Origin of the sequence: Nocardia sp. CA-128927 (assembly GCF_050955855.1) — a bacterium.
Lineage (GTDB): Bacteria > Actinomycetota > Actinomycetes > Mycobacteriales > Mycobacteriaceae > Nocardia.
In genome coordinates this window covers 9,975,935-9,999,971 of sequence record NZ_CP192087.1, presented here as the reverse complement: position 1 = coordinate 9,999,971, position 24,037 = coordinate 9,975,935, and the positions used below count along the sequence as shown (strand labels likewise).

Annotated in this window: 25 protein-coding genes; 12 read left to right on the top strand and 13 right to left on the bottom strand. The window is 67.2% G+C overall.

Annotation, left to right across the window (positions count from 1 at the left end):
- The first annotated feature begins 83 nt into the window (after window positions 1–83).
- Window positions 84–866 (top strand): SDR family oxidoreductase, encoded by a 783-nt coding sequence (locus ACQPW1_RS46420; RefSeq protein ID WP_433660185.1) that lies wholly within the window; start codon window positions 84–86, stop codon window positions 864–866.
- A 60-nt stretch (window positions 867–926) separates the two neighbouring features.
- On the opposite strand, the gene ACQPW1_RS46415 is transcribed toward ACQPW1_RS46420, so the two are convergent.
- Together ACQPW1_RS46415 and ACQPW1_RS46410 are read right to left on the bottom strand one after the other, a co-directional pair.
- Entirely contained in the window at window positions 927–2,960 is a 2,034-nt protein-coding gene (locus ACQPW1_RS46415; protein WP_433660183.1) for a glycosyltransferase family 39 protein, read from the bottom strand.
- Window positions 2,957–4,276, bottom strand: coding sequence for a glycosyltransferase (locus ACQPW1_RS46410; protein ID WP_433660181.1), 1,320 nt, complete (start codon window positions 4,274–4,276; stop codon window positions 2,957–2,959). Before ACQPW1_RS46410 ends, ACQPW1_RS46415 begins: the two co-directional genes overlap by 4 nt.
- Before the next feature lie 158 nt (window positions 4,277–4,434).
- Here ACQPW1_RS46410 and ACQPW1_RS46405 point away from each other — a divergent pair, with 158 nt between their 5' ends.
- Window positions 4,435–4,560, top strand: a complete 126-nt coding sequence (locus ACQPW1_RS46405; protein WP_433660179.1) for a hypothetical protein — start codon at window positions 4,435–4,437, stop codon at window positions 4,558–4,560.
- A gap of 97 nt (window positions 4,561–4,657) precedes the next feature.
- Here the strand turns inward: ACQPW1_RS46405 and ACQPW1_RS46400 are convergent, their stop codons facing one another.
- The 3 genes from ACQPW1_RS46400 to ACQPW1_RS46390 form a co-directional block, all read right to left on the bottom strand.
- Entirely contained in the window at window positions 4,658–5,932 is a 1,275-nt protein-coding gene (locus ACQPW1_RS46400; RefSeq protein ID WP_433665541.1) for an MFS transporter, read from the bottom strand.
- A 94-nt stretch (window positions 5,933–6,026) separates the two neighbouring features.
- Window positions 6,027–7,835, bottom strand: coding sequence for a transposase (locus tag ACQPW1_RS46395; protein ID WP_433665308.1), 1,809 nt, complete (start codon window positions 7,833–7,835; stop codon window positions 6,027–6,029).
- A 58-nt stretch (window positions 7,836–7,893) separates the two neighbouring features.
- Window positions 7,894–8,175, bottom strand: coding sequence for an MFS transporter (locus ACQPW1_RS46390; RefSeq protein ID WP_433660177.1), 282 nt, complete (start codon window positions 8,173–8,175; stop codon window positions 7,894–7,896).
- On the opposite strand from ACQPW1_RS46390, the gene ACQPW1_RS46385 reads away from it, so the two are divergent.
- Window positions 8,108–9,316, top strand: a complete 1,209-nt coding sequence (locus ACQPW1_RS46385; RefSeq protein ID WP_433660175.1) for an Lrp/AsnC family transcriptional regulator — start codon at window positions 8,108–8,110, stop codon at window positions 9,314–9,316. The two genes, ACQPW1_RS46390 and ACQPW1_RS46385, sit on opposite strands and share 68 nt — an antisense overlap.
- A 3-nt stretch (window positions 9,317–9,319) precedes the next feature.
- Here the strand turns inward: ACQPW1_RS46385 and ACQPW1_RS46380 are convergent, their stop codons facing one another.
- Window positions 9,320–10,168 (bottom strand): SDR family NAD(P)-dependent oxidoreductase, encoded by an 849-nt coding sequence (locus ACQPW1_RS46380; RefSeq protein ID WP_433660173.1) that lies wholly within the window; start codon window positions 10,166–10,168, stop codon window positions 9,320–9,322.
- On the bottom strand, window positions 10,165–11,754 hold the full coding sequence (locus tag ACQPW1_RS46375) for a flavin-containing monooxygenase (protein ID WP_433660171.1): 1,590 nt from the start codon (window positions 11,752–11,754) through the stop codon (window positions 10,165–10,167). Before ACQPW1_RS46375 ends, ACQPW1_RS46380 begins: the two co-directional genes overlap by 4 nt.
- Window positions 11,755–11,895: 141 nt before the next feature.
- Between ACQPW1_RS46375 and ACQPW1_RS46370 the strand changes: the two genes are divergently transcribed.
- Entirely contained in the window at window positions 11,896–12,618 is a 723-nt protein-coding gene (locus ACQPW1_RS46370; RefSeq protein WP_433660169.1) for a TetR/AcrR family transcriptional regulator, read from the top strand.
- 178 nt (window positions 12,619–12,796) lie between these two features.
- Here ACQPW1_RS46370 and thiD read toward each other — a convergent pair whose 3' ends face one another.
- Window positions 12,797–13,642: a bifunctional hydroxymethylpyrimidine kinase/phosphomethylpyrimidine kinase gene (gene thiD, locus ACQPW1_RS46365; protein ID WP_433660167.1), complete on the bottom strand. Its 846-nt coding sequence runs from the start codon at window positions 13,640–13,642 to the stop codon at window positions 12,797–12,799.
- A 91-nt stretch (window positions 13,643–13,733) separates the two neighbouring features.
- Here thiD and ACQPW1_RS46360 point away from each other — a divergent pair, with 91 nt between their 5' ends.
- Window positions 13,734–14,882, top strand: a complete 1,149-nt coding sequence (locus ACQPW1_RS46360) for a GTP-binding protein (RefSeq protein ID WP_433660165.1) — start codon at window positions 13,734–13,736, stop codon at window positions 14,880–14,882.
- Between the two features lie 66 nt (window positions 14,883–14,948).
- On the opposite strand, the gene ACQPW1_RS46355 is transcribed toward ACQPW1_RS46360, so the two are convergent.
- From ACQPW1_RS46355 to ACQPW1_RS46345, 3 genes are all read right to left on the bottom strand, one after another.
- Window positions 14,949–15,572: an NAD(P)-dependent oxidoreductase gene (locus ACQPW1_RS46355; protein WP_433660163.1), complete on the bottom strand. Its 624-nt coding sequence runs from the start codon at window positions 15,570–15,572 to the stop codon at window positions 14,949–14,951.
- Between the two features lie 171 nt (window positions 15,573–15,743).
- Window positions 15,744–16,880: an epoxide hydrolase family protein gene (locus ACQPW1_RS46350; RefSeq protein WP_433660161.1), complete on the bottom strand. Its 1,137-nt coding sequence runs from the start codon at window positions 16,878–16,880 to the stop codon at window positions 15,744–15,746.
- Window positions 16,881–16,925: 45 nt separating this feature from the next.
- On the bottom strand, window positions 16,926–18,011 hold the full coding sequence (locus tag ACQPW1_RS46345) for an epoxide hydrolase family protein (protein WP_433660159.1): 1,086 nt from the start codon (window positions 18,009–18,011) through the stop codon (window positions 16,926–16,928).
- Window positions 18,012–18,097: 86 nt separating this feature from the next.
- Between ACQPW1_RS46345 and ACQPW1_RS46340 the strand changes: the two genes are divergently transcribed.
- From ACQPW1_RS46340 to ACQPW1_RS46320, 5 genes are all read left to right on the top strand, one after another.
- Window positions 18,098–18,742 carry a TetR/AcrR family transcriptional regulator gene (locus ACQPW1_RS46340; protein ID WP_433660157.1) on the top strand — a complete coding sequence of 215 codons (645 nt, stop codon included), beginning with the start codon at window positions 18,098–18,100 and terminating at the stop codon, window positions 18,740–18,742.
- Window positions 18,743–18,823: 81 nt separating this feature from the next.
- Window positions 18,824–19,231: a VOC family protein gene (locus tag ACQPW1_RS46335; RefSeq protein WP_433660155.1), complete on the top strand. Its 408-nt coding sequence runs from the start codon at window positions 18,824–18,826 to the stop codon at window positions 19,229–19,231.
- A gap of 261 nt (window positions 19,232–19,492) precedes the next feature.
- On the top strand, window positions 19,493–19,660 hold the full coding sequence (locus ACQPW1_RS46330) for a hypothetical protein (protein WP_433660153.1): 168 nt from the start codon (window positions 19,493–19,495) through the stop codon (window positions 19,658–19,660).
- A 220-nt stretch (window positions 19,661–19,880) separates the two neighbouring features.
- Window positions 19,881–20,357 (top strand): hypothetical protein, encoded by a 477-nt coding sequence (locus tag ACQPW1_RS46325; protein WP_433660151.1) that lies wholly within the window; start codon window positions 19,881–19,883, stop codon window positions 20,355–20,357.
- Window positions 20,342–20,710 (top strand): hypothetical protein, encoded by a 369-nt coding sequence (locus ACQPW1_RS46320; protein WP_433660150.1) that lies wholly within the window; start codon window positions 20,342–20,344, stop codon window positions 20,708–20,710. The genes ACQPW1_RS46325 and ACQPW1_RS46320 overlap by 16 nt, the downstream gene beginning before the upstream one ends.
- Before the next feature lie 38 nt (window positions 20,711–20,748).
- Here the strand turns inward: ACQPW1_RS46320 and ACQPW1_RS46315 are convergent, their stop codons facing one another.
- On the bottom strand, window positions 20,749–21,147 hold the full coding sequence (locus tag ACQPW1_RS46315) for a hypothetical protein (RefSeq protein WP_433660149.1): 399 nt from the start codon (window positions 21,145–21,147) through the stop codon (window positions 20,749–20,751).
- 436 nt (window positions 21,148–21,583) lie between these two features.
- Here ACQPW1_RS46315 and ACQPW1_RS46310 point away from each other — a divergent pair, with 436 nt between their 5' ends.
- Window positions 21,584–22,321, top strand: coding sequence for an alpha/beta hydrolase (locus ACQPW1_RS46310; protein ID WP_433660147.1), 738 nt, complete (start codon window positions 21,584–21,586; stop codon window positions 22,319–22,321).
- A gap of 42 nt (window positions 22,322–22,363) precedes the next feature.
- On the opposite strand, the gene ACQPW1_RS46305 is transcribed toward ACQPW1_RS46310, so the two are convergent.
- Window positions 22,364–23,272 (bottom strand): alpha/beta fold hydrolase, encoded by a 909-nt coding sequence (locus ACQPW1_RS46305; protein ID WP_433660146.1) that lies wholly within the window; start codon window positions 23,270–23,272, stop codon window positions 22,364–22,366.
- 83 nt (window positions 23,273–23,355) lie between these two features.
- Here ACQPW1_RS46305 and ACQPW1_RS46300 point away from each other — a divergent pair, with 83 nt between their 5' ends.
- Window positions 23,356–23,982: a winged helix-turn-helix transcriptional regulator gene (locus ACQPW1_RS46300; protein ID WP_433660144.1), complete on the top strand. Its 627-nt coding sequence runs from the start codon at window positions 23,356–23,358 to the stop codon at window positions 23,980–23,982.
- Window positions 23,983–24,037: the final 55 nt, after the last annotated feature.

Sequence of the window (24,037 nt, the reverse complement as noted above, 5' to 3'; positions counted from 1 at the left end):
TCTCTCCGATGTCACACTCGATACCGCTACGTCGTCCTCTCTGTGAACGCGGAACACCGCACCGACACAGAGGATCAGGAATCATGACGACGACCAAGAAGATCGCAGTGGCCGGGGCGACCGGACGGCTGGGCAAGCACGTGGTGGATGTGCTGACCGAGCAGGGCCACGAGGTGGTGGCGTTCTCCCGCAAGAACGGCGTGGACATCGAGACCGGCGCGGGCCTGGTCGAGGCGCTCGACGGCGTGCAGGTCGTCATCGACGCCGCCAGCACTGCCTCCGCCGACAAGGACATCGCGACCGAGTTCTTCACCGCCGCCGCCCGCAACCTGCACGAGGCGGGCCAGAAGGCGGGCGTCGAGCGCCTGGTCGTCGTGTCCATCATCGGCATCGACAACACCACTGCCGGTTACAACGCCGCCAAACTGGCGCACGAGCAGAAGGTGCTCGAAGGCCCGCTCCCCGTGCAGATCCTGCGCGCCGCCCAGTTCCACGAACTGGTCGAGGTGATGACCCAGTGGGGCACCCAGGGCGATGTCGCCTACATCGCCGCCATGCGCACCCAGCTCGTCGCCGCCCGCACCGTCGCCGAGGCCCTCGTCGAGCTGGCCGTCAACCCGGCCCCCGAAGCCACCGACGCCCCCTTCCCGGAAATCGCGGGCCCCCAGCCGGAAACGATGGCGGGCGCGGCAACCCTCTTCGCCAACCGTGTCGGCGGCCCCGCCCGGATCATCGAATCCAGTGACCCCGATAACGCGGACCGCGACGCCTTCGAAGACGGCACTCTCCTGCCCAGCCCGCACGCCACCCTCGCGGGCCCCACCTACGCCGCCTGGCTCGAGGCGACCTACCCCGCCGCGAAGTAGGTCATGACACAACAGATCCGCACCGCCTTCGAAACATGAAGCCGGTGCGGATCTTTCGCGTCAGTGGGTGGTGAGGTCGTAGAGGGTTACTCCGTCCACCTCGGTGGCGGTGTAGTTTTCCTGTACCCACTTGGCGATCTGGGAGCTGGTGCCGTCGGAACGAGGTCCGCCTCGGTCGCCGCCTCGGTCGCCGCTGCCGATGTAATAGTGGATCTTGCCTTGGGCCACATAGTCTTTGAACTGGTCAAGGGTGGGGGATGGGTCGCTGCCGTTGAAGCCGCCGATGGGCATTACCGGGAGTTCGGTGGCCAGCTGGAAGCCTGCGGCGCTGTTCGAGCCGGTGGCGGCGGCGACCCAGGTGTAGGCGGTGCCGTCCTGTTCGAGCAGCGAAACCACCTTGTCGCTCGGCTTGCTCGCACCGAGCAGACCGCCTGCGCCACCCATCATCTCGGCACCACGGCCGCCGGGCATCCCGCCTTGCGGACCCGGGCCGGGTGGCTGCCCCGGTTGGCCGTTTCCGGGGCGTCCGCCGTTGGGGGCGCGGCCGCCATCGCCAGGACCACCCGGCATGCCGTTCATTCCTTCGGCCCACGGCGGCCGCATGCCGAACATGCCGAACCGCCCCACATTCGGCCCCGCCGACGGGATCGAGCCCTCGTGCGCGGTCGCGAGGGTGTCGACGGCGTACGCGGTCGGCCCGGCCAAGCCGGTGAACGCGATCGCCAGTGCGGAGACGACGGCCAACTTCCGCGGTGCGGGGACGAGCGCGGCGATCGTCGCGAGCACGCCGACAACCAGCACGGTCCACCGCAGCCACGGCACCCAATGCACGCTGCGGGACAACAACATCCACGCCGTCGCCGTGGTGAGTCCGACGGCGAGCGCGAGCACCAGCCGGACCCACAGCCGATGCCTTTCCCGCCACAGCAGCACCGCGCCGATCCCGACGAGCGCGCCGACAGCCGGGGCCAGCGCCACCGTGTAGTACTGGTGGAAGATCCCCGCCATGAAGCTGAAGGTCAATCCGGTCACCAACAGCCAACCGCCCCAAAGGATCAGCGAGGCCCGCTGCCGATCGGTGCGGGCCGCCTTGCCACGCAACAGGATTCCGGCAACCAGTGCCACGAGGGCCGCCGGGATCAGCCAGGCGATCTGACCGCCTTGCGCGGCCTCGAACATGCGGGTGATGCCGGTGCTACCCCACATGCCGTTCCCGCCGGCCGGTAGATCGCCGCCGCCGGGGCCGACACTGCCGTTCTCGTCGCCACTGAGCCGACCGAGCCCGTTGTACCCGAGGGTGAGCTCGAGGATCGAATTGTTCTGCGACCCACCGATCCACGGCCGGGACGAGGCGGGCCACAGCTCCACGGCCAGCAGCCACCAGCCCGCGGCCACCACCATGGCGGCACCGGCGGCGAGCAGTTGCAGGATGCGTTTGCCGAGCTTGGGTGGTCCCGCGATCAGGTAGGTCAGAGCCAGCGGCGGCACCACCAGCAGCACCTGTAATTGCTTGGTGAGGAAGCCGAAGCCGATGAACGCGCCGGTGAGCACCAACCACCGCCAGCGACCGTCCTCGACCGCCCGCGTCATCGCCCACGCTGCGGCGACCATCAGGAACACCAGCAGCGCGTCCGGATTGTTGAACCGGAACATCAGCACCGCAACGGGAGTCACCGCCAGCACCAGTCCGGCCAGCAGCCCGGCCGCCGGCCCGAACGGCCTGCGTACCGTCGCCCACAGCAGTGCCACGCTGGCCACGCCGAGCAGCACCTCCGGCACCAGGATGCTCCAGCTGTTCAGCCCGAACGCCCGCACCGACAGCTCCATCAGCCACAGCGAGGCGGGCGGCTTGTCCACGGTGATCGAGTTGGCCGCATCCGACGAGCCGAAGAAGAACGCCTTCCACGACTCCGAACCCGCCTGTACCGCAGCGGAATAGAACGAGTTGGCCCAGCCGTTCGAACTCAGATTGCACAGATAGGCGATCCCGGTGCCGATCAGCAATACCGCCAAAGCCGGGTATTCCCAACGAGTCTTGCGTTCGGGTGCCGGAGCCGCCGGTGCCGCGGTGGGCGGCGCCAGTGTTGCGGTCATCGAGCGCTCCCCTCGCTGCCGAGGGCATCGAGCGCCACTGCGTCCGGCTCGGCTGTCTCGTTCGACTCGGGCTGCACGGACAACGCCGTCCGCCGCGCCGGATTCGGCGTATTCCGGAAGACCCACCGCAACCCGACAAACCGCAGAATCGTGGCCAGCAGATTGGCGAGCACCAGCACGAACAACTCCAGATGCACCGGCGCGTCCGGCGCCCAATGATGCAACGTGAACAGCGATCCACTGGTCAACGCCAACCCGATGCCGAAGATCACCAACCCTTGGAACTGATGCGACACCGCGCCCGTCGCCCCACGCACGCCGAACGTGAACGCCCGGTTGGCCGCCGTATTGGCCACCGCGGTAACCAGCAGCGCCAGGAAGTTGGCCACCTGGGCGTCGGTAAACGATTGCAGCACAACGTAAAGCAGCAGATACGCCAGCGTGCTCAAGACGCCGACAATGGCGAACCGAACCAGCTGGCCGACCATGCCGAGCGGCACGCCCGGCACCAATGGCTCGCGCCCCACCGCACGGCGCAAGTCGTCCAGCGGCAACGCCCCGGTGGCCAGCGCGCGCGTCAGCCGCCCGATACCCTGCAAGTCCTTGCGCGCGGTATCGATGATGTCGACGCGACTGTCCGGATCGTCGATCCAGTCCACCGGCACCTCGTGGATGCGCAACCCGGCCCGCTCGGCGAGCACGAGCAGCTCGGTGTCGAAGAACCACTCCCCGTCGCGCACCAGCGGCAGCAGCTGCCGCGCCACCTCGCTGCGCATCGCCTTGAAACCGCACTGCGCGTCCGAAAAGCGCGCCTGCAGTGAGGCTTTCAGCAACAGGTTGTAGCAGCGCGAGATGATCTCGCGCTTCGGCCCGCGCACCACCCGCGACGACGCGCTGAGCCGGGTCCCGATCGCCAGATCCGAATGCCCGGTGATCAGCGGTGCCACCAGCGGCAGCAGCGCGTTCAGATCGGTGGACAGGTCAACATCCATGTAGGCGACCACCTGGGCATCGGAGGCTTCCCAAGCGGCACGCAGCGCTCGCCCGCGGCCCTTGGCGTCCAGGTGCACCACCCGCACGCCGTCCAGCTCATCCGCGAGCAGCTCGGCGACCTGGAGGGTAGCGTCGGTGCTTGCGTTGTCGGCTACCGTGATCCGCGCCGGAAACGGGAACCCCTGGCGCAGATATGCGTGCAACCTGCGCACACACACGCCGAGGTCGGTCTCTTCGTTGTAGACGGGTATCACCACGTCCAGCACGGGTGTACCCGGTGTCTCGGCTAATTCCGCCGCCGCGACGGTCACAGTCTCGGTCATGAAGACCACACTCGACGGTCCGGTTGTCACGGAGCTGGGCCTCAGCTGTGAGGTTCCTGGGGGCGCGGCGACCAGCACTGATTGGTCCCGGCCCGGGCGGGCGTAGCGTACCGTCGGGTTAGCGGGACCGTTCAGGTCCTCCGAGCAAAGGACCACGTTTGTCCGACAAGTCTCCGCGCAGCTCGATGTCGAAGAAGTCCGGGAAGTCTCTCAAGGAGAAGCGCACGGACAAGAAGATGAAGTCCGCCCCCGACCAGAGCATCATCGATCCGAAAAAGCGCTGACCACCGCTGAGCGAGGCGCATGGTCCCCTCGCTCAGCGGATTGTTCCGCGGGCGGCTGACCGGGCAAATCAGGCAGCCGACCCGGAATTCCGGCGAATCAGGCGAGCACCTCCGCCGCTTCGGCCACTTCCACCACCGGGTTGTCCCGCCGCCGCATCAGCAGCAGCACGAGCGCACTGCCGAGTAGCGCGACCACGCCGCTGACCGCGAGCGTGCCCTGCACACCCGCCGCGGCCGCGACACGTACCGCCTCGTCGAGCGCGGACCGTGCCTCGATCGGCACCTGCTGCAACAACACCGCGGACTGACCGCCGCCGATGGCTCGCGCCGTGGCCTCCGCCTCCGGCACCGCCCGATCGGCGAGCACATCCGCGGCCCGCGCGGTGAATACGCTGCCCAGCGTGGCGATCCCGAGCGCGAAGCTCAGCTGCTGCGCGGTATTGACCGCACCCGTTGCCATTCCGGCCCGCTGCCACGGAACCGCCGCCATCGCAGCCGAACTCAACGTCGCGGTGGCCAGGCCGACGCCGAGGCCGATGGCCAGGAAGCCGGGAATCGGTGCCACCCAACCGGCTTCGCCGTGCACCAGCAGCGCGCCGAGCACGCCACCGACGCCGGCCGCGAAGAGCCCGCCCGCGATGATCCGGCCGCGGTTCTCGCCGTGCAGGAACCTGCCGATACTGCCGGACACCAGAAAAGCCATGACGGACAACGGAAGTCCCACCGCACCGGCCTGGATCGCGGTGAGTCCGAGCACCGACTGCATCCAGATCTGGGTGTACATCAACGCACCGAATGCGCCGAAGAACAGCGCACCGGCAGCGACGAGTACGCCGACGAACGATCGATCACGCAGCAGCGCCAGATCGAGCATCGGCTGTGCCGAGGCCCGTTCGACCAACAGGAACGCGACCAGCGAGACCGCGGCGACCAGCAACAACCACCAGGTGACCGCGTTCGACCAACCATGTTCGTTCGCCCGGATCAGCGCGTAGGTCGCCGCCGCGGCGCTGACGGTGAACGTCGTCATGCCCGCCACGTCGACCCGGCCGCGACGCGGCCGCTCCCCATCGGCGAGCACCCACCCGCACAGCGCCACGGCGACCGCGCTGACCGGCAGGTTGACGAAGAAGATCCAGCGCCACGACGCGAGATCGGTGAGCACGCCGCCGATGATCGGCCCGACGGCACTGGACGCGCCCGCGACGGCTCCCCACACGCCGTACGCCACACCCTGATCTCGGCCGGAGTACGAGTTGTTCAACAGGGCGAAGGTGGTGCACGCCATGGTCGTCGCGCCGATGCCCTGCACCACCCTGGCCACGATCAGCACGGTCGGATTCGGCGCGATGCCACAGACCAGCGACGAAATCGCGAACAGCGGGCTGTTGCGAAATGGGTGCTGGTGTTGCGGGCCGCGTAGTGGCCGGCAACACGGGGTTGGTAGATCCTCCCGGTCCTGCTTGTCAGCAGGGCGCCAGGGTGAGGTGGCGGGTTCCGATGGCTTTGAACAGGTTGTGAACGAGGGCGTGGAAGCTGAATTCTGCTGCGGCCCGGCTGGTTCCGCGGCTGGTGAAGCGTCGGAAGCCGAGGTTGTGTTTGGCGTGGCCGAAGGGGGTTTCGGCGATGTGGCTGCGTTGTTTGTAGAGGGCGGCGCCTTCTGGTGTGCGCAGCCGGTGATCCATTTGCTCGATCACCGGCGCGTCGGTGGGCGGGGGGCCGGTGGTGGGCCGGGTGCGGGCGGCGGTGGCCAGGTCACGGCGTTTGCCGATGGCGATGAGCCGGGCGGGCCCGGCGGCGGTGAGGTTATCGGTGCTCAGGTAGCCGGCGTCGGCGAGCAGCATTCCGATCGGGGCGGGTGAGGTTTCACCAGTGGTGTCGGGACCGGCCGGGGCTGTTACCGCGGCCGTGTAGTCGTTGAGAAGTGTTGCGATAGCAGGGTTTTCGTGTGTGTCTACGGGATGGTGGGCGGTGATGAGGTCGGCGGCGGTAGCGGCCTTGCCCATCATCTCGGCGAAGGCGGGACAGTCGCTGGGATTGTTGGCGACCCCGGTAGCGATGATCAGTCCGTCGCCGCAGGTGACGGCCTGACAGTTGAATCCCTGCAACCATCCCCCGCCGCGCAGCGGCATCGGGCGAGACTCGGGGTCGGTGATATTGCGCTGGGCGTCTTTATCGTTGCCGGCCCGCTCGGCGGCCTTGCGGGCCGCCCCAGCCCGGGTCACCGCCTCGGCCTGCGCGGTTACCGCCTGCGCGGCGACCGCACGATCCAATGCCCGGCGCACGCGTTTGACCGCGTACTCCTCATCCACCGGGGCGGGCCGGCGCCCGCGCCCGCCCGCCGCCAGCCAGCGCTCGATCTTGGCTTGCTGCGCGGCGCGGGCCTGTTCCCAGTTGCGGGTCAGCACCTGCACCCGGATCTCGGCCGGGGGCAACCCGACCCGGGGCCCCCGCTCGTCACGACGGCGCTGATAGTCAGCGACCATCGCATCACGAGCGACCTGCCTGGCCTGCTCACGCTCGCGCCGACGGGCCCCGGCCCCCTCACGCGCCTCGGCGCGAGCGGCGTTTTCAGCCTCCAACTCCGCCAACGCCGCAGCGATCCGCGCCGCCCGAGCCGAGGGCTCGACCAACTCCGTGGACATGCCCCCACCACGCTCATCGGGCCCGAACTGCTCGTCCTCGGCGGCATCGGTGGCCGCATGCTCGGCCGCCGCCGCCCGCGCGGCCGCCCGCGCGGCCGCCCGCGCCGCATCAGCGACGGCTTGCTCGCCAGCAGCCGCCCGCAACCCCTCCTCGGTGCGGTTCGCGCTCAACGACGCGTTCGAGGCGATCTTCACCGAATCCATCGCCACCACCCCCAACCGGCCCATACCCAGACGCGCGCACAACACCAGGACCTGGGTGAACAACTCCTCCACCACATCAGCCAGCTCGCCACGGAACCGGGCAATGGTCACATGATCAGGCACATCCCCGGCACAGATCACCCGGAAGGTGACATCACGCGAGCACAACCACTCGATCTTGCGCGAGGACCGCTGGCCTTGGGCCCACGCCCAAATCAACAACGTCAGCAACATATCCGGGTCATACCCCGCACGCCCCACACCACCAGTGCGGCGTTTGGCATGCAACCGCGAAGTGTCCAACCCCGCCACCGCCTCGATCACCAGCCACACCGGATCGGAATCACTCAACCACTCACGCATATCCGGCGGCATCAAAAACTGCTGATCACGATCCACCCAGCGATAACCCTTGGCCACCAACACATCATCGATCACCAACCCTCGACACACCCAACAACCCACAAATCCTGTTGCCCGGCCGCTACGCGGCCGGACAACACCCACCCACCATTTCGCAACAGCCCGACAGGACCAAACCGGCGAGATAGGTCCGTCGATGCCCGGCCAGGTCGGCGATCGAGCCTGCCCCGAGCATGAGCGCCGCCATCGCGAGGGCGTATCCGTCGACAACCCATTGCAGCGAGCTGAACGACGCGTTCAGGTCGTTGCGCATATCGGGTAGTGCGACGTTCACGATGGTGACGTCGATCAGCAGCATGAAGGTGCCGAGACACACCGTCAGCAGCGGCAGCCATTTACGCAAAGCCGTTGTCCTCTCTGGAAATTCGTGGACGGGAGACGGCGTCGAGTATCCGGAGCGGCGGCGAGGATGGTCGTCCCGATTGCGATCGGGCGTAGATTTCCTCCTTATGAGCGCCTCCGGAATAGGCAAAAACTCCATATTGGACGGCGTTGATACGCAGATCGTGCAGAGGCTGCAACTCGACCCGCGAATCTCGTTCAATCGGGTCGCCGAGGAACTGGGCGTCGCGGAGCAGACGGTCGCCCGCCGCTACCGGCGGTTACGCCGCGACGGCGTGGTCCGGGTGATCGGCGCGGTCGACTCACGCGCGCTCGGTGAGAACGACTGGATCATCCGGGTGCATTGCCGTCCGGATGGCGCGCGGCAGGTGGCCGAGGCGCTGGCCCGCCGCGACGACGCCGCCTGGGTCAGCATCGCGGCGGCCGGTGCCGAGGTGAACTTCTCGCTACACCCGCGCACCCCGCAGGATCGCGACGACCTGCTGGTGCAGCGGTTGCAGCGCACCGCACCGGTGCACGACATCGCGGCGGCGATGATCCTGCACCGCTTCGTCGGACCCGGCGTGGTCGACTGGCGCGGCAGGCAGGTCGTGCGGGCCAGTGAAAATGCCACGGCAGCAACAGATTACGTCGAAGCTGACCTACAGCTGCGCGACGAGGACGGCGCGCTGCTGGAGCTGCTGGCCCGCGATGGACGCGCCAGCTTCTCGGTATTGGCCCGTGCCACCGGCATGAGCATCGGCCGGGTGGCGCGCCGCATCGCCGCACTGCAAGCGGCGGGCATCCTCTACTTCGATCTCGACATCGCCCCCGCCGCACTGGGTTCCAGCCTCTCGGCCTTCCTCTGGCTCCGGGTCGCCCCGGCCCAGCTGGATGCCGTGGGCCGGGCCATCGCCGAGCACGACGAAACAGTCTATGCCGCAGCGGTTACTGGGCCGTTCAACATCTTCGCCGTGCTGACCGCCGACACCGCCGACGACCTGTACCACTACGTGACCACCAAGATGGCGACCCTGGACGGCGTGCACAGCTTCGAGCTCACGCCGGTGCTCGAGCGGCTCAAGCAGGCGGGAACCCGCACCACCGCAGGTCGATTGAACCCGCCGTCACCGGTGCCACCCCGCGCGGCACGTCGTCGCTAGGGCCTACAGCGCGATACCGAACCGCGCCGCCGTCCGCCTGCCCGCCCGGTACAGCGGGACGCCGAGGTCCTCGTAGGCCGGGCCGAGCAGGCGCGGGATCAGATCGATGGCCCTGGCATCGGCCCCGATCAATACCCGGGCCTTGTTCTTCTCGACGCCGTGCAGGATGGTCTTCGCCGCGGCGCCCGGGCTGGTCAGGGTGATGGCGTCCCAGCTGCGGCGCAACGTCTCGATGTCCACGTCGTCGGGAATGCCGCGCGCGTTCACCGCGATATTCGTCGTCACCCCGCCGGGGTGTACGCAGGTGACGCCGACCGGATGCCTGGCGATGCGCATCTCCTGCCGCAGCGCCTCGGTGAATCCACGCACCGCGAATTTTGCTGCGTTGTAGGCACTTTGGGAGGGCACGCCGACGAGGCCGAATACCGAGGACACATTGACGATGTGGCCGTCGCCGGAGGCGATGAGGTCGGGCAGGAAGGCCTTGGTGCCGTGCGCGACACCCCAGAAGTTGATGTTCATCAGCCAGTCGAAGTCGTCCCACTCCATGTCCTCGACGTCGGCCCCGAGCGCGACGCCCGCGTTGTTGAAGACCAGGTTCACCCGCCCGAATTCGCCGCGCACGTCCGCGGCGTGGGCGTACACCGCCGCCCGGTGTGCCACGTCGAGCTCATAGGGAATGGCTGTGGCGCCGAGCTTTTCGCAGCGACCGGCGGTATCGGCGACCGACTCGGTGTTGATGTCGGACAGCGCCAGCTGCGCGCCGCGCCGGGCGATTTCCAGCGCGAGGCCGCGGCCGATGCCGGAGCCCGCGCCGGTGATCACGGCGACTTTGTCTTTGAAGCTCTTCATTGAACGTCCTCGGGGTTACGGGCTGGGATCGGCCGGCCGTTGGTCAGAGTGGTGGGAAACGTTTGTGCCGGATGGTCTTCCAGTACCAAGGTGGGACGCGTCGGCGAACTCGCCGCGGGACTGAAGAATTCGTACTCCGCGGGGTCGAGCCTTCTGGTCTGTAGCCAGTACTGCCAGGTGAAGCCCGACCACAGCGTGCGGTTGCTTCCGTGTTCGTCCAGATACCAGCTCTGACATCCGCCGGTGTTCCATACCGAGCGCGCCAGTCCGTCTTGCAGCCGGGCGTTGAATCGATCCTGCGCCGCCCGCCGCGGCGCCAACGCGACCGCGCCCTGCTCGCGCACCTGCCGAATGGCTTGCAGCACATAGTGGATCTGCGCCTCGATCATGAAGATCATCGAGTTGTGGCCGAGGCCGGTGTTCGGGCCGACCAGGAAGAAGGCGTTGGGCATGTCGGCGACCGTGATCCCGCGATGTGCCTGCACGCCTTCCCGGTCCCAGCGTTCGGCCAGGTCGACGCCGCGCAGCCCGACCATCGGCAGATTCTTGAACGAGTCGATGACGTGAAAGCCGGTGCCGTAGATGATCACATCGGCCTTGCGCTCGACGCCGTCCGCGGTAACGATGCCGTCCGCGGTGAACCGGTCGATGCGCTCGGTGACCAGCTCGGTCTTCGGATCGGCGAGCGCCGGATAGTAGGTGTCGGAGCCGAGTAGCCGCTTGCAGCCTGCCCGATAGTCGGGCGTAACCTGCGCCCGCAGTACCGGATCGGCGACCTGTCGCTCGATGTGCCGCCTGCCGACCCGCTCCAGCACCTTCAGCAGCGCGGGCCGCCAGTTCATCGCATACCCGCCCACCTCGGCACCCCAGTAGATGCCGTTGCGCAGGGCCAGGCGCAGGCCCGGCACCCGCGCGAGCGCACGCCGGAACCGCCCGGAGAACGCCACGTCTGCGCGCGGCATCACCCACGGCGCGGTGCGCTGGTACACCGTCAACTCCGCCACGTCGTCGACGATCTCGGGCACGAATTGGATTGCGCTGGCGCCGGTTCCGATCACGGCGACCCGCTTGCCTGCGAGCTCGGCCCCGTGATCCCACTGCGCCGAGTGGAACGCCGCACCCGTGAAGTCCTCGCTACCGCGAAACTCCGGAATGCTCGGAATGTGCAGCGCCCCAACCGCGGACACGAGGAACTGGGCGACGTACTCCTGACCGTCGGCACTGAACGCGTGCCAGCGCTGCTCGGTCTCGTCCCAGTACCCGTGATCCATCTGCTGGTGGAAGCGGATGTGCGGACGCAGTCGGTACTTCTCGGTGACTTCCTTCAGGTAGTCGAAGATCTCCTGTTGCCCGGAGAACAGCCGCCGCCAATTCGTCCGTGGCTCAAAGGAATACGAATATAGGTGGGACGGCACATCGCAGGCGCAACCGGGATAGGTGTTGTCCCGCCAGGTTCCGCCGATCTCGGCGGCCTTCTCCACGATGAGGTAGTCGTCGAGGCCCGCTTCGTCGAGCGCGATGCCCATGCCGAGGCCGGAGAACCCGCTGCCGACGATCAGGACGCGGGTGTGGATTGCGGACGCCATCGTCCCCACCGGCTCTCTGTGCTAAGTATCCAATACCACCGGTTCCGTGTACTTTTCCGAGTGTGTCCCACGCCTCATCCGATGTCAACGCCTCGACGCGGTCATCGGTACCGCTGGTAGCAGGTAGCATCCGGAATTGTGATGCGCAGCGGCCGGAAAACAGACGAGGTGCCACGCAAGCGCGTCGACGCACGGACCGAGCGCTGGCGGGAGCACCGGCTGAAGGTGCGTGAGGAGTTCGTCGACGCGGCGTTCCGCGCGCTGGACAAGTTCGGGCCGGAAGTCAGCATGGGCGATATCGCCAAGGAGGCCGGCGCGGCAAAGCCGAAGCTGTATCGGCATTTCGAGGACAAGACCGACCTTTACAACGCGATCGTCGATCGGGTCCGCGACATGCTGTGGGAGCAGCTGATCTCCGGCGTCGACCTGACCAACGACTCGGCCCGCGAACTCGTGCGCCGCGGTGCCGCCGAGTACGCGCTGGTGGTGTCGGAGCACCCCAACGTCTTCCGCTTCATGTTGCACAGTCACTTCGCGCAGCAGTCCGACGATTCCGAACGCGCGCTGCAATCCGCCCGTCAGTCGGCGAAGCGGGCCGCCGACCTGTTCGCCGACTTGGCGGCCGACACCTCGGTCGACGTGGACAGTGTCGAACTCGTCATCTACTCGATCTTCGGCGCGGTCGGCTCGGCCACCGATTGGTGGCTCGGCGCGAATCGGTTGAAGACACAGCCGATGCCGATCGAGAAGTTCGTCGCCTATCTCGCCGAAACCATCGCCGCGCTCACGGCGGCCAATGCCCGGCTCAACGGCATCGTCATCGACACTGATCTGCCACTGCACCTAGCCTTTTCCGGCGAGTAGCGCCTTGCTCTGCTGACCCCGGCCAGCACTGAATCCGTCGTCGCATCCACCCGAACAACGCCGTTCTCGTTGGGCCGCCTCGTCGAGGCCAACTGCTTCTGCGACACCCTTATTGTCTCAGGACCCACCGACAAGAATCGGCCCGCTAAGTGGGGATCTGACGAATCACCGGCAGTGGTCAGTTGGTGTGCAGCCGCCAGAGCGGTGACACCGGTCCGTGGCCCGCGCCGAGGTTGTACGAGGCGGCGAGGCAGCGGTAGGTCCAGTCCTTGGCGAACTCCACGGCCTCGGGTACCGAGTAGCCGTTGGCCAGTGCGCACGCGATTGCTGCGGCGAGGGTGTCGCCGCCGCCGTGGTCGTTGCCGGTGCTGATTCGGGGGGCGGTGAATTCGAGGAACTTGTCGCCGTCGAAGAGCAGGTCGGTGCTGTATTCCGAGGCGCGCAGATGGCCGCCCTTCACGATCGCCCACTGGGAGCCGAGCTTGTGTAAGGCCTCGGCGGCTAGGCGGGCCGAGGCGTCGTCGGTGACCTCGATGCCGGTGATCAGGCGCACCTCGTCGAGGTTCGGCGTCACCACCGTCGCCAGCGGCATCAGCGTGTGCCGCACCGCGTCCAGTGCTTCCTCGTGCAGCAGCGGGTCGCCGTGCATGGAGGCGGCGACCGGATCGACGACCAGCGGAATGTCCCCGTCGCGGCCGATGCCCACCTCGCGGCAGACGCCCGCGACGGCCTCGATGATGGCGGTCGAGGCCAGCATGCCGGTCTTCGCCGCGCCGATGCCGATATCGGTCGCCACGGTGCGCACCTGACCGGCCACGATGTGCGGCGGAATCTCGTGGAAATCGCTGACCCCCACCGAGTTCTGCACCGTCACCGCCGCGACCGCGACACAGGCATGCACCCCGCACAGGGCCATGGTGCGCGAATCGGCCTGGATCCCGGCGCCTCCACCCGAGTCGGTCCCGGCAATGGTGAGCACCCGGACGGGGGTCTGCCCGTCGGGGGTCAATGGCAGCAGCTTCACGAGACAAACCCTACGACCGTCGGCCCGCGCGGCCACGCGCAACCGGCGACCCTGCTCTCTGGCGGCAAATGAAAACCATTATCATTAACGAATGATCACCTCGCCGACCCCCGACCTGCTCCCCGTCACCGTGCTGTCCGGTTTTCTCGGTGCGGGCAAGACGACCCTGCTCAACCACATCCTCGCCAACCGGGAGGGCCGCCGGGTGGCGGTCATCGTCAACGACATGAGCGAGGTCAATATCGATGCCGCGCTCGTCGCGGGACAGGGGCAGCTGGATCGGACCGAGGAGAAGTTGGTCGAGCTGACCAACGGCTGCATCTGCTGCACGCTGCGCGAGGACCTCATCGAGGCGGTCGGCAGGCTGGCACGGGAAGGCCGGTTCGATCAGCTGGTCATCGAGTCGACCGGCATCTCCGAGCCGATGCCGGTGGCCGCGACCTTCGACTGGGAGTTCGAGGACGGGTTCAAGCTCGGCGATATCGCACGGCTGGACACCATGGTGACGGTGGTCGATGCGTCCACGTTCCTCGCCGAGGTGACGAAGGGTCAGGCGCTGGCGGAGCGGAATCTGCAAGCGGGCGAAGGGGATGCGCGCACCATCGCCGACTTGCTGGTGGATCAGGTGGAATTCGCCGATGTGCTGTTGGTGAACAAGACCGATCTGGTCGGCGAGGTGGCCGCGGGTGCGGTGGAATCGACTGTGCGCAAGCTCAATCCGCGCGCTCACGTGCTGCGCACGACCAATGGTGTCGTCGACTTGGCCGACGTGCTCGGCACCGGCCGGTACAACCCGGTGGTCGCTGCCGAGGCGGAGGGCTGGGAGGACGAGCTCGCGGGTGGGCACACGCCGGAGACGGAGGAGTACGGCATCCGCAGCCTGACCTACACCGCCGACCGCCCGTTCCATCCGCTGCGCCTGTCCGAGGCGCTCGGTGAACTGCGCGGGCTGTTGCGCAGCAAGGGTTTCTGCTGGATCGCCAGCCGCGCGACGCTGGCGGCCATCTGGTCTCAGGCCGGTCCCAATCTGGTCTTCGAGCCCGCCGCGTGGTGGTCGGCGCTGGAAGTGCCTGCGGGACAAGAGATCGTCTTCATCGGCATCAAGCTCGATCGGGACAAGGTTCGTGCCTTGCTCGACAACGCGCTGCTCACCGATGCGGAGTTCGCCGAGGGGCCTGCGGAATGGGTGAGCTATCCGGACCCGTTTCCGGCCTGGGGTGAGCTGCACGAGCACGCGTGATCGAGGGCGACCCACGCTCCCGATAACGGGGCGTGGGTCGCGACTGCGGCGGCACGGTGTCCGGCCTCAGTTCGAGATGCCCGGGGCCTGGTACAGGTAGGTCGTGTCGTTCAGCTGCTCCAGCATGAAGTCGGCGATGTCGGCGCGGGAGATCTTCAGCGCGAGCCCGCGCTCGTCGGCCGGGAAACCACGCCGGAAACCGCGGGTGCGCGGGCCGTCGGTGAACGCGCTCGGCCGCACGATCGTCCAGTCCAGGTCGCTGGCCCGCACGTACGCCTCCTGCTGCACGTGGTCGGCGTAGGCCTGGCGCAGCAGCATCCCGAACATCAGGTACTTCCAGACGAAGTTCAGGTTGCCCCGGCTGTCGCCGACGCCGAGGGTGGTCTGCACGATCAACCGCTTCACGCCCGTCCGGCTCATCGCCTCCAGCACCGCAAGCGTGCCCTCGGCCCGGATCACGCCCTTGCGTCCCGCGCCGAGCGAGATGAGCACCGCGTCCTGGCCGACGATCGCCCGACCGACCGAATTGGTGTCCAGCACATCACCTTCCACGATGTGCAGCCGCTCATGCCGCTGCGCGATGCCTGCCGCGCTGCGAGTGAAGGCGGTCACCTCGTGTCCCTCCTCGATGGCCTGCGCGACGACCAGGCGACCGACCGTGCTGGTGGCTCCGAAGACTGCGATCTTCATGGTGTTTCTCTCCTTGGTTGAAAGCTGTTGAGCTGTTGGTGAATCAAGTACAACAGCGCGGAGTGAGACGAACCATGGCCGTGAGTCTCGATGACATAAGAGACTGTCTCGAGTGGGTGGCACATGCGACGGCCCGCACCCGGCGTGGGTGCGGGCCGTCCGGAACTGGACTCAGCCGATTTTGGCGACGAACCGCCGGATATCGCCGACGAGCAGTTCCGGCGCCTCGTGCGCGGCGAAGTGCCCCGCGGCATCGTTCGGGCCGCCGACCAGCGAACCGGAGTCGTAGGAGTTCCAGCTGACGATGTTGCGGTGATCCCGCTCGGCGAACCGCCGGATCGACTGGAAATCACCCTTGAACATGGCCAGCGCGGTCGGGCTGGTGGTCGGCCCGGTCGGGCGGTCGGTGCTGTGCGCTTCCTCGTAGTAGAACCGGACCGACGACGCGGCGGTGCCGGTCAGCCAGTAGAGCGCGACGTTGCCGATAACGAACTCGGCATCCAGGCTCTCGCCGAAAAGCTGTGCGTTCCAACCGAGTAGGCCGATCGGCGAGTCCGACAGCGCGTAGGCCAGTGTCTGCGGCTGCTGGCTGCACAGGATGTTGAACGCCATCTTGTTGTCCTGGAACCACTTCAGGTGCTCCAGTGCGGCCAGATCCGCCGGCGAGAGGTCGATGAACTCGGCCGGATCGCCGGAGGGGAAGGAAAACAGTTGCGTCACATGGACACCCATGACCCGGTCCGGCACCAGGCGGCCGATCTCCGGGGAGACCATCGAGCCACCGTCATTGCCGATCGCGCCGAAGCGCTCGTAACCGAGTCGATCCATCAGCTCGATCCAGGCCTTGGCGACGCGCCGCATGGTCCACCCGGTGCTGTGCGTCGGGCCGGAGAAACCCATCCCCGGCAGCGCCGGAATCACCAGGTGGAAGGCGGGATCCGCGGCCGACTCCGGCGCGGTCAGCAACTCGATGACGTCGAGGAACTCCAGCACCGAACCGGGCCAGCCGTGCGTGAGGAGCACCGGCAGCGCATCCGCGCGGGCCGATCGGATGTGCAGGAAGTAGACGTTCTCGCCGTCGATCTCGGTGGTGAACTGCGGGTAGGCATTCAGCTTCGCCTCCAGCGCCCGCCAGTCGAAGCTCTCCAGCCAGTACGCCGCGAGGGACCGCACCCGATCGCCGGGCACGCCGTAGGAGTCGCCGACACCGGGCAGTTCGCTCGGGAAGACGGCGCGGCGCAGCCGGTCGGCCAGATCATCGAGCTGAGCCTGGGGGACATTGATCTGGAAGGGGGTGATGGCGGTCATTCGAACTCCTCTTGAAACTGACTGCGTGGTGGCCTGATTGGGTGCTCAGCGGTACTGCGCGAAGAACTCGGTGATCTCGCCGGACATCAGTTCGGGCGTGACGTGATGCAGGTAGTGCGTGTACACGTCGTGGGTCCGCCACGAGACGATGTTGCTGTGATCCCGCTCGGCGAACCGGCGGATGCCGTGGAAGTCGCCGTTCGAGCCGGACAGCGACAGGGGGACCGCGATCGGCTCGGTGGGCTGGTCGGCCTTGGCCTTCTCGAAGTAGTGCCGGATCGCGGAACCCGCTGTGCCGGTGAGCCAATGGATCGCGATGTTGGTCAGCACGAAGTCGTCGTCGAGGTCCGGTCCGAGCAGCTGGCCGTTCCAGCCGACGAGTCCGGCCGGCGAATCCATCAGCGCGTGCGCCAAGGTCTGCGGCTGCTGCGACTGCAGGATGTTGAAGCCCATCTTGTTCTTGACGAACCAATCGAGCGTCGCCAAGGACTGCGCCTCGTCCTCGGTGAGGTCGGCCATCTCGGTCGGGTCGCCCGTCGGGAACGAGTAGATCTGCGAAACCTGCACGGCGACAACGTGCTCCGGATCGACGCGACCGAGCTCGGGTGAGATCTGCGCGCCGCCGTCGTTGCCGACCGCACCGTACTTGTCGTACCCGAGCCGCCGCATCAGCTCGGCCCACGCCTTGGCGATCCGGGTGTCGTGCCAACCGGTTTCCGTTGTCGGACCGGAGAATCCGTAACCCGGTACCGACGGAATCACCAGGTCGTACCCGGCCGCGGTGAGCGGCTCGATGACACCGAGGAACTCGACGAAAGTTCCCGGCCAGCCGTGGGTCAGAATCAGCGGAAAGGCGTTGTCCTGCTTCGACTTCACGTGCAGGAAGTGAATCCGCTGCCCGTCGATCCCGGTGGTGAACTGCGGGTAGGCGTTCAACGTCTCCTCGACCTTGCGCCAGTCGAACCCGTCGCGCCAGTAGTCCACCAGGTGGCGGACCCGGTCGACGCTCACCCCGTAGGTGTCGCCCGAGCCGGGGATCTGATCGGCCCAGCGGGTGCGGGCCAGGCGCGCCTGCAGATCGTCGAGGTCGGCCTGGGGAACGTCGATGCGGAAAGGGGTGATGGTGGTCATCTGAACTCCTTGCGAAACGGAATGATTCGTTCTGTTTGAAACAGTAGCAGAACGGATCATTCCGTTTCAAGTGCTATTCTGAAGTCATGCCGAAACCCGATACGCCAGCTCAGAAGCCGCTGCCCGGCCGGAAGGCGCAGGCGGCCCGAAACGACGGGCTGATCCTGGATGCCGCGCGCGCCGTGTTCCTCGCCGACGCCAACGCGCCGATCGCCGCCGTCGCCGAGCGGGCGGGGGTGGGCATCAGCGCGCTGTATCGCCGCTACCCGAGTAAAGAAGTGCTACTACGCACGCTCTGCTACGACGGGTTGCGCCGCTACAACGTGGAAGCCGATGCGGCACTGGAGGATTCGGACGGCTGGCAGGGCCTGGTCGGATTCCTGGAGCGGGTCGTCGACGCCGACGTGCACTCGCTGACGGTGCACCTGGCCGGAACCTTCACCCCGGACGAGTCGATCCTGCCCGCCGTCACGCACTCGGCCGAGGCGAACGACGAGATCGTGCGCCGGGCGCGGGCCACCGGGCGGCTGCGCCCCGGGGTCACCTCGGAGGACCTCGGCCTCATTCTGGAATCGTGCGCGGCGATCTCGATGCCCGATCCGAACCGCACCGCACAGCTGCGCCGCCGCGTGCTGGCCATGCTGGTGGCCGGGCTGTCCGTGGACGGTGATCTGCCCGGCCCCCCGCCGAAGGCGGGCGAGTTCGCTTGGCGCTGGGAGCGGCGGCAATGAGCTGCCGGGCAAAGCCGACGAATTCGCCCGCCGCGCGCGGTCTGTACTGGTAGGAATACGGCTGTCGCGAAAGGACCCGTTATGAACTGGACGCTCGAGGTCGTGATCGTCCCGGTGTCGGACATCGACCGGGCCAAGGACTTCTACTCGCAGAAACTGGGATTCGTCGTCGACCACGACACGGTGGTCGGCGAGGGGATGCGCATCGTGCAGCTCACCCCGCCCGGCTCCGGCTGCTCCATCGTGATCGGCCAGGGTGCTGTCCCGAAGATGGTGCCCGGCTCGGTGCAGGGCTTGCAACTGGTCGTGCCCGATATCCGAAAGGCGCACGCCGAGTTGGTATCTCGGGGCGTGGAGGTGACCGACGTCCAGGTCCTCGGCGAGAACCCGAGCCCGATGCCCGACCCGCTCGACAACGTCGGCTTCGTCTTCTTCGCCGACCCCGACGGCAACGGCTGGGGCGTCCAGCAGATCTCCACCCGCGCCTGAGCGCTACTGCCGGGTGGTGAGGAACAGGGTCTGAGCTTGTGATTTAACCTGCCCGCCTCGGCTTGGTGCCCTTCTTGTGGTGGGTGGGGCGGGTGTGCGCCTGGCCGGTAGCCAGGATGAGTCCGACGTCGTGACGGGTGGCGCGCTGGCGGTTTTTCGAGCCCGTGGGGCGTCCTGGACCCGGCTGGGTGAGTTTCGTTGCAGCCGTGGGAGATCCGGTCTTCGTGCGAGCGTGCGCGGGACGATGCCGATCGACGACGGATGACGGTGCGGATCACTCGCACCGGACGCGCCGCTCTGACTGCCCTCAACAAAGAGGCCCGCCAGGTCAGCGACGACCTTCTCGCCCCACTGAACCCGCAAAAGCGAGCCCAACTGTCCGACCTGATGCGTCGCCTCTTCGACCACGCCTACCCGCCCACCGCCTGACCGTGAGTGGCACATGGCTGCGGCAAATCGCGAGAAGCGCCCGCCATGGTTGCCACTCACGGCGGAAACTAGTGGGAGCCGGTAACCCGGAAGCCTTTGGGGACCAACCAGACTGCGACGATAGCGACGTGGTGACGATCGCCGCGGAGACGTAGGCGGTAGTGGTGAGCGCTACGTCGAAGGCGTGACGGCCGTGTCGAGGACTTGCTCGCGAGTCGCATTGTCCAGGCGGCTCGCTACTTCCACCGCACCACCGAATTTCGTCGGGTTCGCGCTGATCGGCGCCGGGCTGTCGCTGCTGGTCTACGGGCTCGGCGAATTCGGCAGCCGCGGTGAGTTCTTCGCGCCGACAGTGGGTGCGCCGGTGGTGCTCGGTGCGCTCGCTATGATCGGGTATGTGCTGCGGTCGGTGCGCGGGCGCGGGCCGAAGCTGTTGGACGTCAGCATGTTCCGCAGCCCGGTGTTCAGCAGCGCCAATGCGGCCAACCTGTTCAATGGTGCCTCGCTGTTCGGCTCGATGCTGTTGCTGCCGTTGTACTTTCAGCTGCTACACGGGCAGAGTCTGATCGTGACCGGGTTGTCCTTGGCGACCTTCGGGATCGGCGGCATCATCGCGCTGCCGATCGCGGGCCGGTTGACCGACCGGTACGGCGGCGGGGTGGTCGCGATGGTCGGCATGCGTTGTCGGTGCTGGTGACGGTGCCGTTCGCCTTCGGTGACGCGTCGATGAATATCGTGTTGATCCAGATCCTGCTGCTGGTTCGCGGCATCGGTACTGCGTTGACCGGCATACCGGTCGTGGCGGCCGCCTATGCGGCAGTCCGCCACGACCAGCTCTCCGATGCCGCGTCGACGGTGAATATCCTGCAGCGCGTTGGTGGTTCGATCGGTGCGGCGTTGCTCGCGGTGGTGCTCTATCGGTCGGCCGCCGCCGGGCTGCCCGTCGACGCCGGTTTCCGGCAGGCGTTCTGGTGGCTCACCGGTGCGACGGCCCTATCGCTGATCGCATCAATCTGGTTGTGGCGCACCGAGGCTCGCCTGCGCCGCTGATCGCCAGTGCTGGCCCGGCCGAGGTGATTACATCGGCCTCAATTGGTCGCGCCGTCGGAGTCGTCTGTGCCGTCGGCCGTCGTCGTAGAGAACGAGCCATTTTCAACAAGCTCGGCCCCGTCCAACCCGTCCAGCCCGTCAGCCCCGTCGGGCTGCCCGGCCTTGATGCTGATCTTGCTGCTGACTTCGTCACCGTGCTTACCGGCGCCCAGATCGGTCTCGACGGTGACGAAGGTCGGGTCCCCACTGCATTTCAGGTTCTTGGCGGTCCCGCTGCCCTCTTTGCCGGTTGTTTTGTAGCTCACCTTGACCGTGATCGTCGCCGTGTCACCCTTGGTGCAGTCATATGCGGCGATAACGGAACCGTCGATGTGGGACACCTTGAACACCGCGACGTTCGCATCACCTTTGGCTGGTTCGGCGTGCGCGACAGGCATCGCGATCAGCGTGACGGCACTCGAAAGTGCAAGCGTGCCAATGAGTTTTCCGCACAGTAATCTTCCCTCTCGTTGGGTGATGTGGGTATGCGTTCTCGCAACGATCGGTCCGAGCAACCGCTACGCCACACACCCACCCATTCGTTACCGCAGAGATTTCATTCCAGCAGCAAGAACTGCGGCTCGGAGCTACGGCGCTCGGGCTGGCGTGTCGCTGCGGCCGACCGCCAGTTCCGGCTGGACAAGTGCGCGGAACCGCCGCAAAACCCGTTGCCGGACCGCGGCGACCACTGCTACTTTTCTGGAGACCGTGCGAGAGCAAGAGGAGGTGGTACCCGTGAACGCAGTATCGACATGGGTGCTCCCCGCTGGAGTCATGGTCGGGCGATAGGTCGTCCGGGAGCGCCGTTCATGAGCACTCCCGAAAGGCACGACCATGCAATTCATTTCAGAACAGCGCTTCGACGACGACAGCGTCCTCGAGCGCGAATTCACGCTCGGCGAGATCCCCGGCATCCTGTGGACGCCCGCATCCGCAGCCACACCGGTGCCGCTGATCCTGCTCGGCCCGCCGCCCCTCGGGCTGCGCAAGGTGTACCCGCGACTACTTGCCCGGGCCCGGCACGCCGTGGCGGAGGGCTATGCCGCGGCCACCATCGAGCTCCCCTGGAGCGGTGAACGGCCCCGTTCGGCCGCCGCCGATCAAGCCCTCGCCGACCTGCATCGGGCGCTGGCGGCCGGCGGGCGGGTCGACGACGAGATCGTCGACCGGCTCATCCTGCCGCTGGTCGACAAGGCGGTCCCGGAATGGCAGACCACCCTGGACGCCCTGCTCGCGCTGCCGGAGATCGGCGGACCGGTCGGGTATTCGGGCGGGGTGATCTCCATCGGCGTCCGGCTGACGGTAGTCGAGCCGCGGATCTCGGCCGCCGTGCTGTTCGCGGGGAGTTTCGTGCCTCGCAGCATCATCGAGGAGGCCCGGCAGGCCACCATCCCACTGCATGTCCTGCTGCAGTGGGACGACGAAGGAAACGACCGGCAAATGGCCCTGGATCTGTTCGACGCCTTCGGCTCCAAGGAGAAGACGCTGAACGCCAATATGGGCGGGCACACCGGCGTCCCGCAGTTCGCGGGGGAGGAGGCGAACCGGTTCTTCACTAGGCACCTGAAGTAAGGCAGGCCGACAGCGGATAGGAGCTGTCGGCCAGGCCGCCGCTCAGCCGTCGGAAGGCTGGTCTCCACGCTGCTTCGCTGCCCACTCGCGGAACGCGGCGACGAACTCCTCGGGCGCATCGGACTCCACATAGGTTCCGGCGCCCTCGACGATCACGGTCTCGTGGTCTGGGAAGGTCGCTTCCAGTCGCTCGCGCTCCAAGGGGCGGAAGGCGATGTCGGCGTCACCCCACACGATCAGTGTCGGCAGGTGCGCGACGTCGGGAAGGCGGGCCTCGACCTCGGCGAAGAAGTCCCGGCTGGCGAGGAGACGGTTGGGGAACATGGCAGAGGCCTGGCGCCGCGCGGGGGTGTCCATAGGTCGGCGGTAGTGGGTCATCTCGGCCGCGGTCGGCTTCCGCCTTCGGTGGCCGGTGGGGATGAACGTATTGACGACGAGGTTGAACCGCCGGACCAGGAAGCGGCCCGGAAGTCCGCCGATGGTGCGAGCGAAGGCCTCGAAGTGCAGGATGCCGTTGACCGGCCAGGCCCAGGTGTTGGCGAGCACCAGCCGCTCGAACATGCCCGGCCGCCGCTGGGCAACTGCCAGGCCGATCAGGCCGCCCCAGTCCTGCCCGACCAGGGTGACGCGATCGAGGTCGAGCGCGTCGACGAACCCGGTGACCACATCTGCGTGCTCCTCGGGCCGAAAACGGTAGCCGGGCTTCGCCGTCGACAGCCCGAAGCCCGGGTAATCGAGAGCGACGCAACGGAAGTCGTCGCGCAGCGCGCGGATCACGTCGCGCCAGAGGAACGACCAGGTCGGATTACCGTGCAGGAATAGCAGTGTGGGACCGGATCCCTCGTCGACGTAGTGCACGCTGTGCCCGTCGATTTCGACGAAGCGGCTCTCGAACGGGAACAAGGTGTCGTCGACCCAGGCGGGCCGCGCGCTCTTGGTGATATCGGCCATGGCGGCCCCCCTCTGGGCTCGGTATCCAGGTACGCTTGAGCATGTCACGTGCACTTTAGAATATCAAGCGATAGTAGGGAATGATGCGTAGTTATGGCCAGTACTGCGGGCTAGCCCGATCCCTCGAAGTCGTCGGCGATCGGTGGAACCTGCTCATCGTCCGGCAGCTTCTCATCGCGCCCGCCCGTTACCGTGACCTGATCGACGGCCTCCCCGGCATCGCGACCAACCTGCTCGCCGACCGGCTCCGCGAACTCGAGGCCGCAGGCGTGGTCGAACGGCGACTAGCTGGCGTGGGCAGCGTGGTCGAGTACGCCCTCACCCCGTGGGGTGCCGAGCTACGTCAGCCGATCGAGGGCCTGATCCGCTGGTCCACCCCGCTCATGGTGCGCGGCCCCGAGGGTGATGCCTTCCGTCCCGAGTGGCTCGCTCTCGCCGTCCCCGCCCTGCTCAACGCCCGAGTCGAGGTCCGCACCTCGGCGACGGTCGGTCTCGAGATCGGCGACGCGCCCTTCCAGCTCCGCGCATCGTGCTCCGGCTTCGAGGTCGGCCTCCAAGACGGCCGCGAACTCGACGCCACCGTTCGCGCCGAGCCCGGCTACATCCTCGGCCTCGCCGCCGGCGCCATCACCCTCGACGACGCCCGCGCCCTCGGACTGGTTGAGGTCGACGGCGACGAGTCCGTCATCCGCACCGTATTCGCCGCCTGACGCGGCCGCTCGGTGGTGGCTTGTTCGCTGTGCCGTTCAGTCGCGCTCGGGCTGC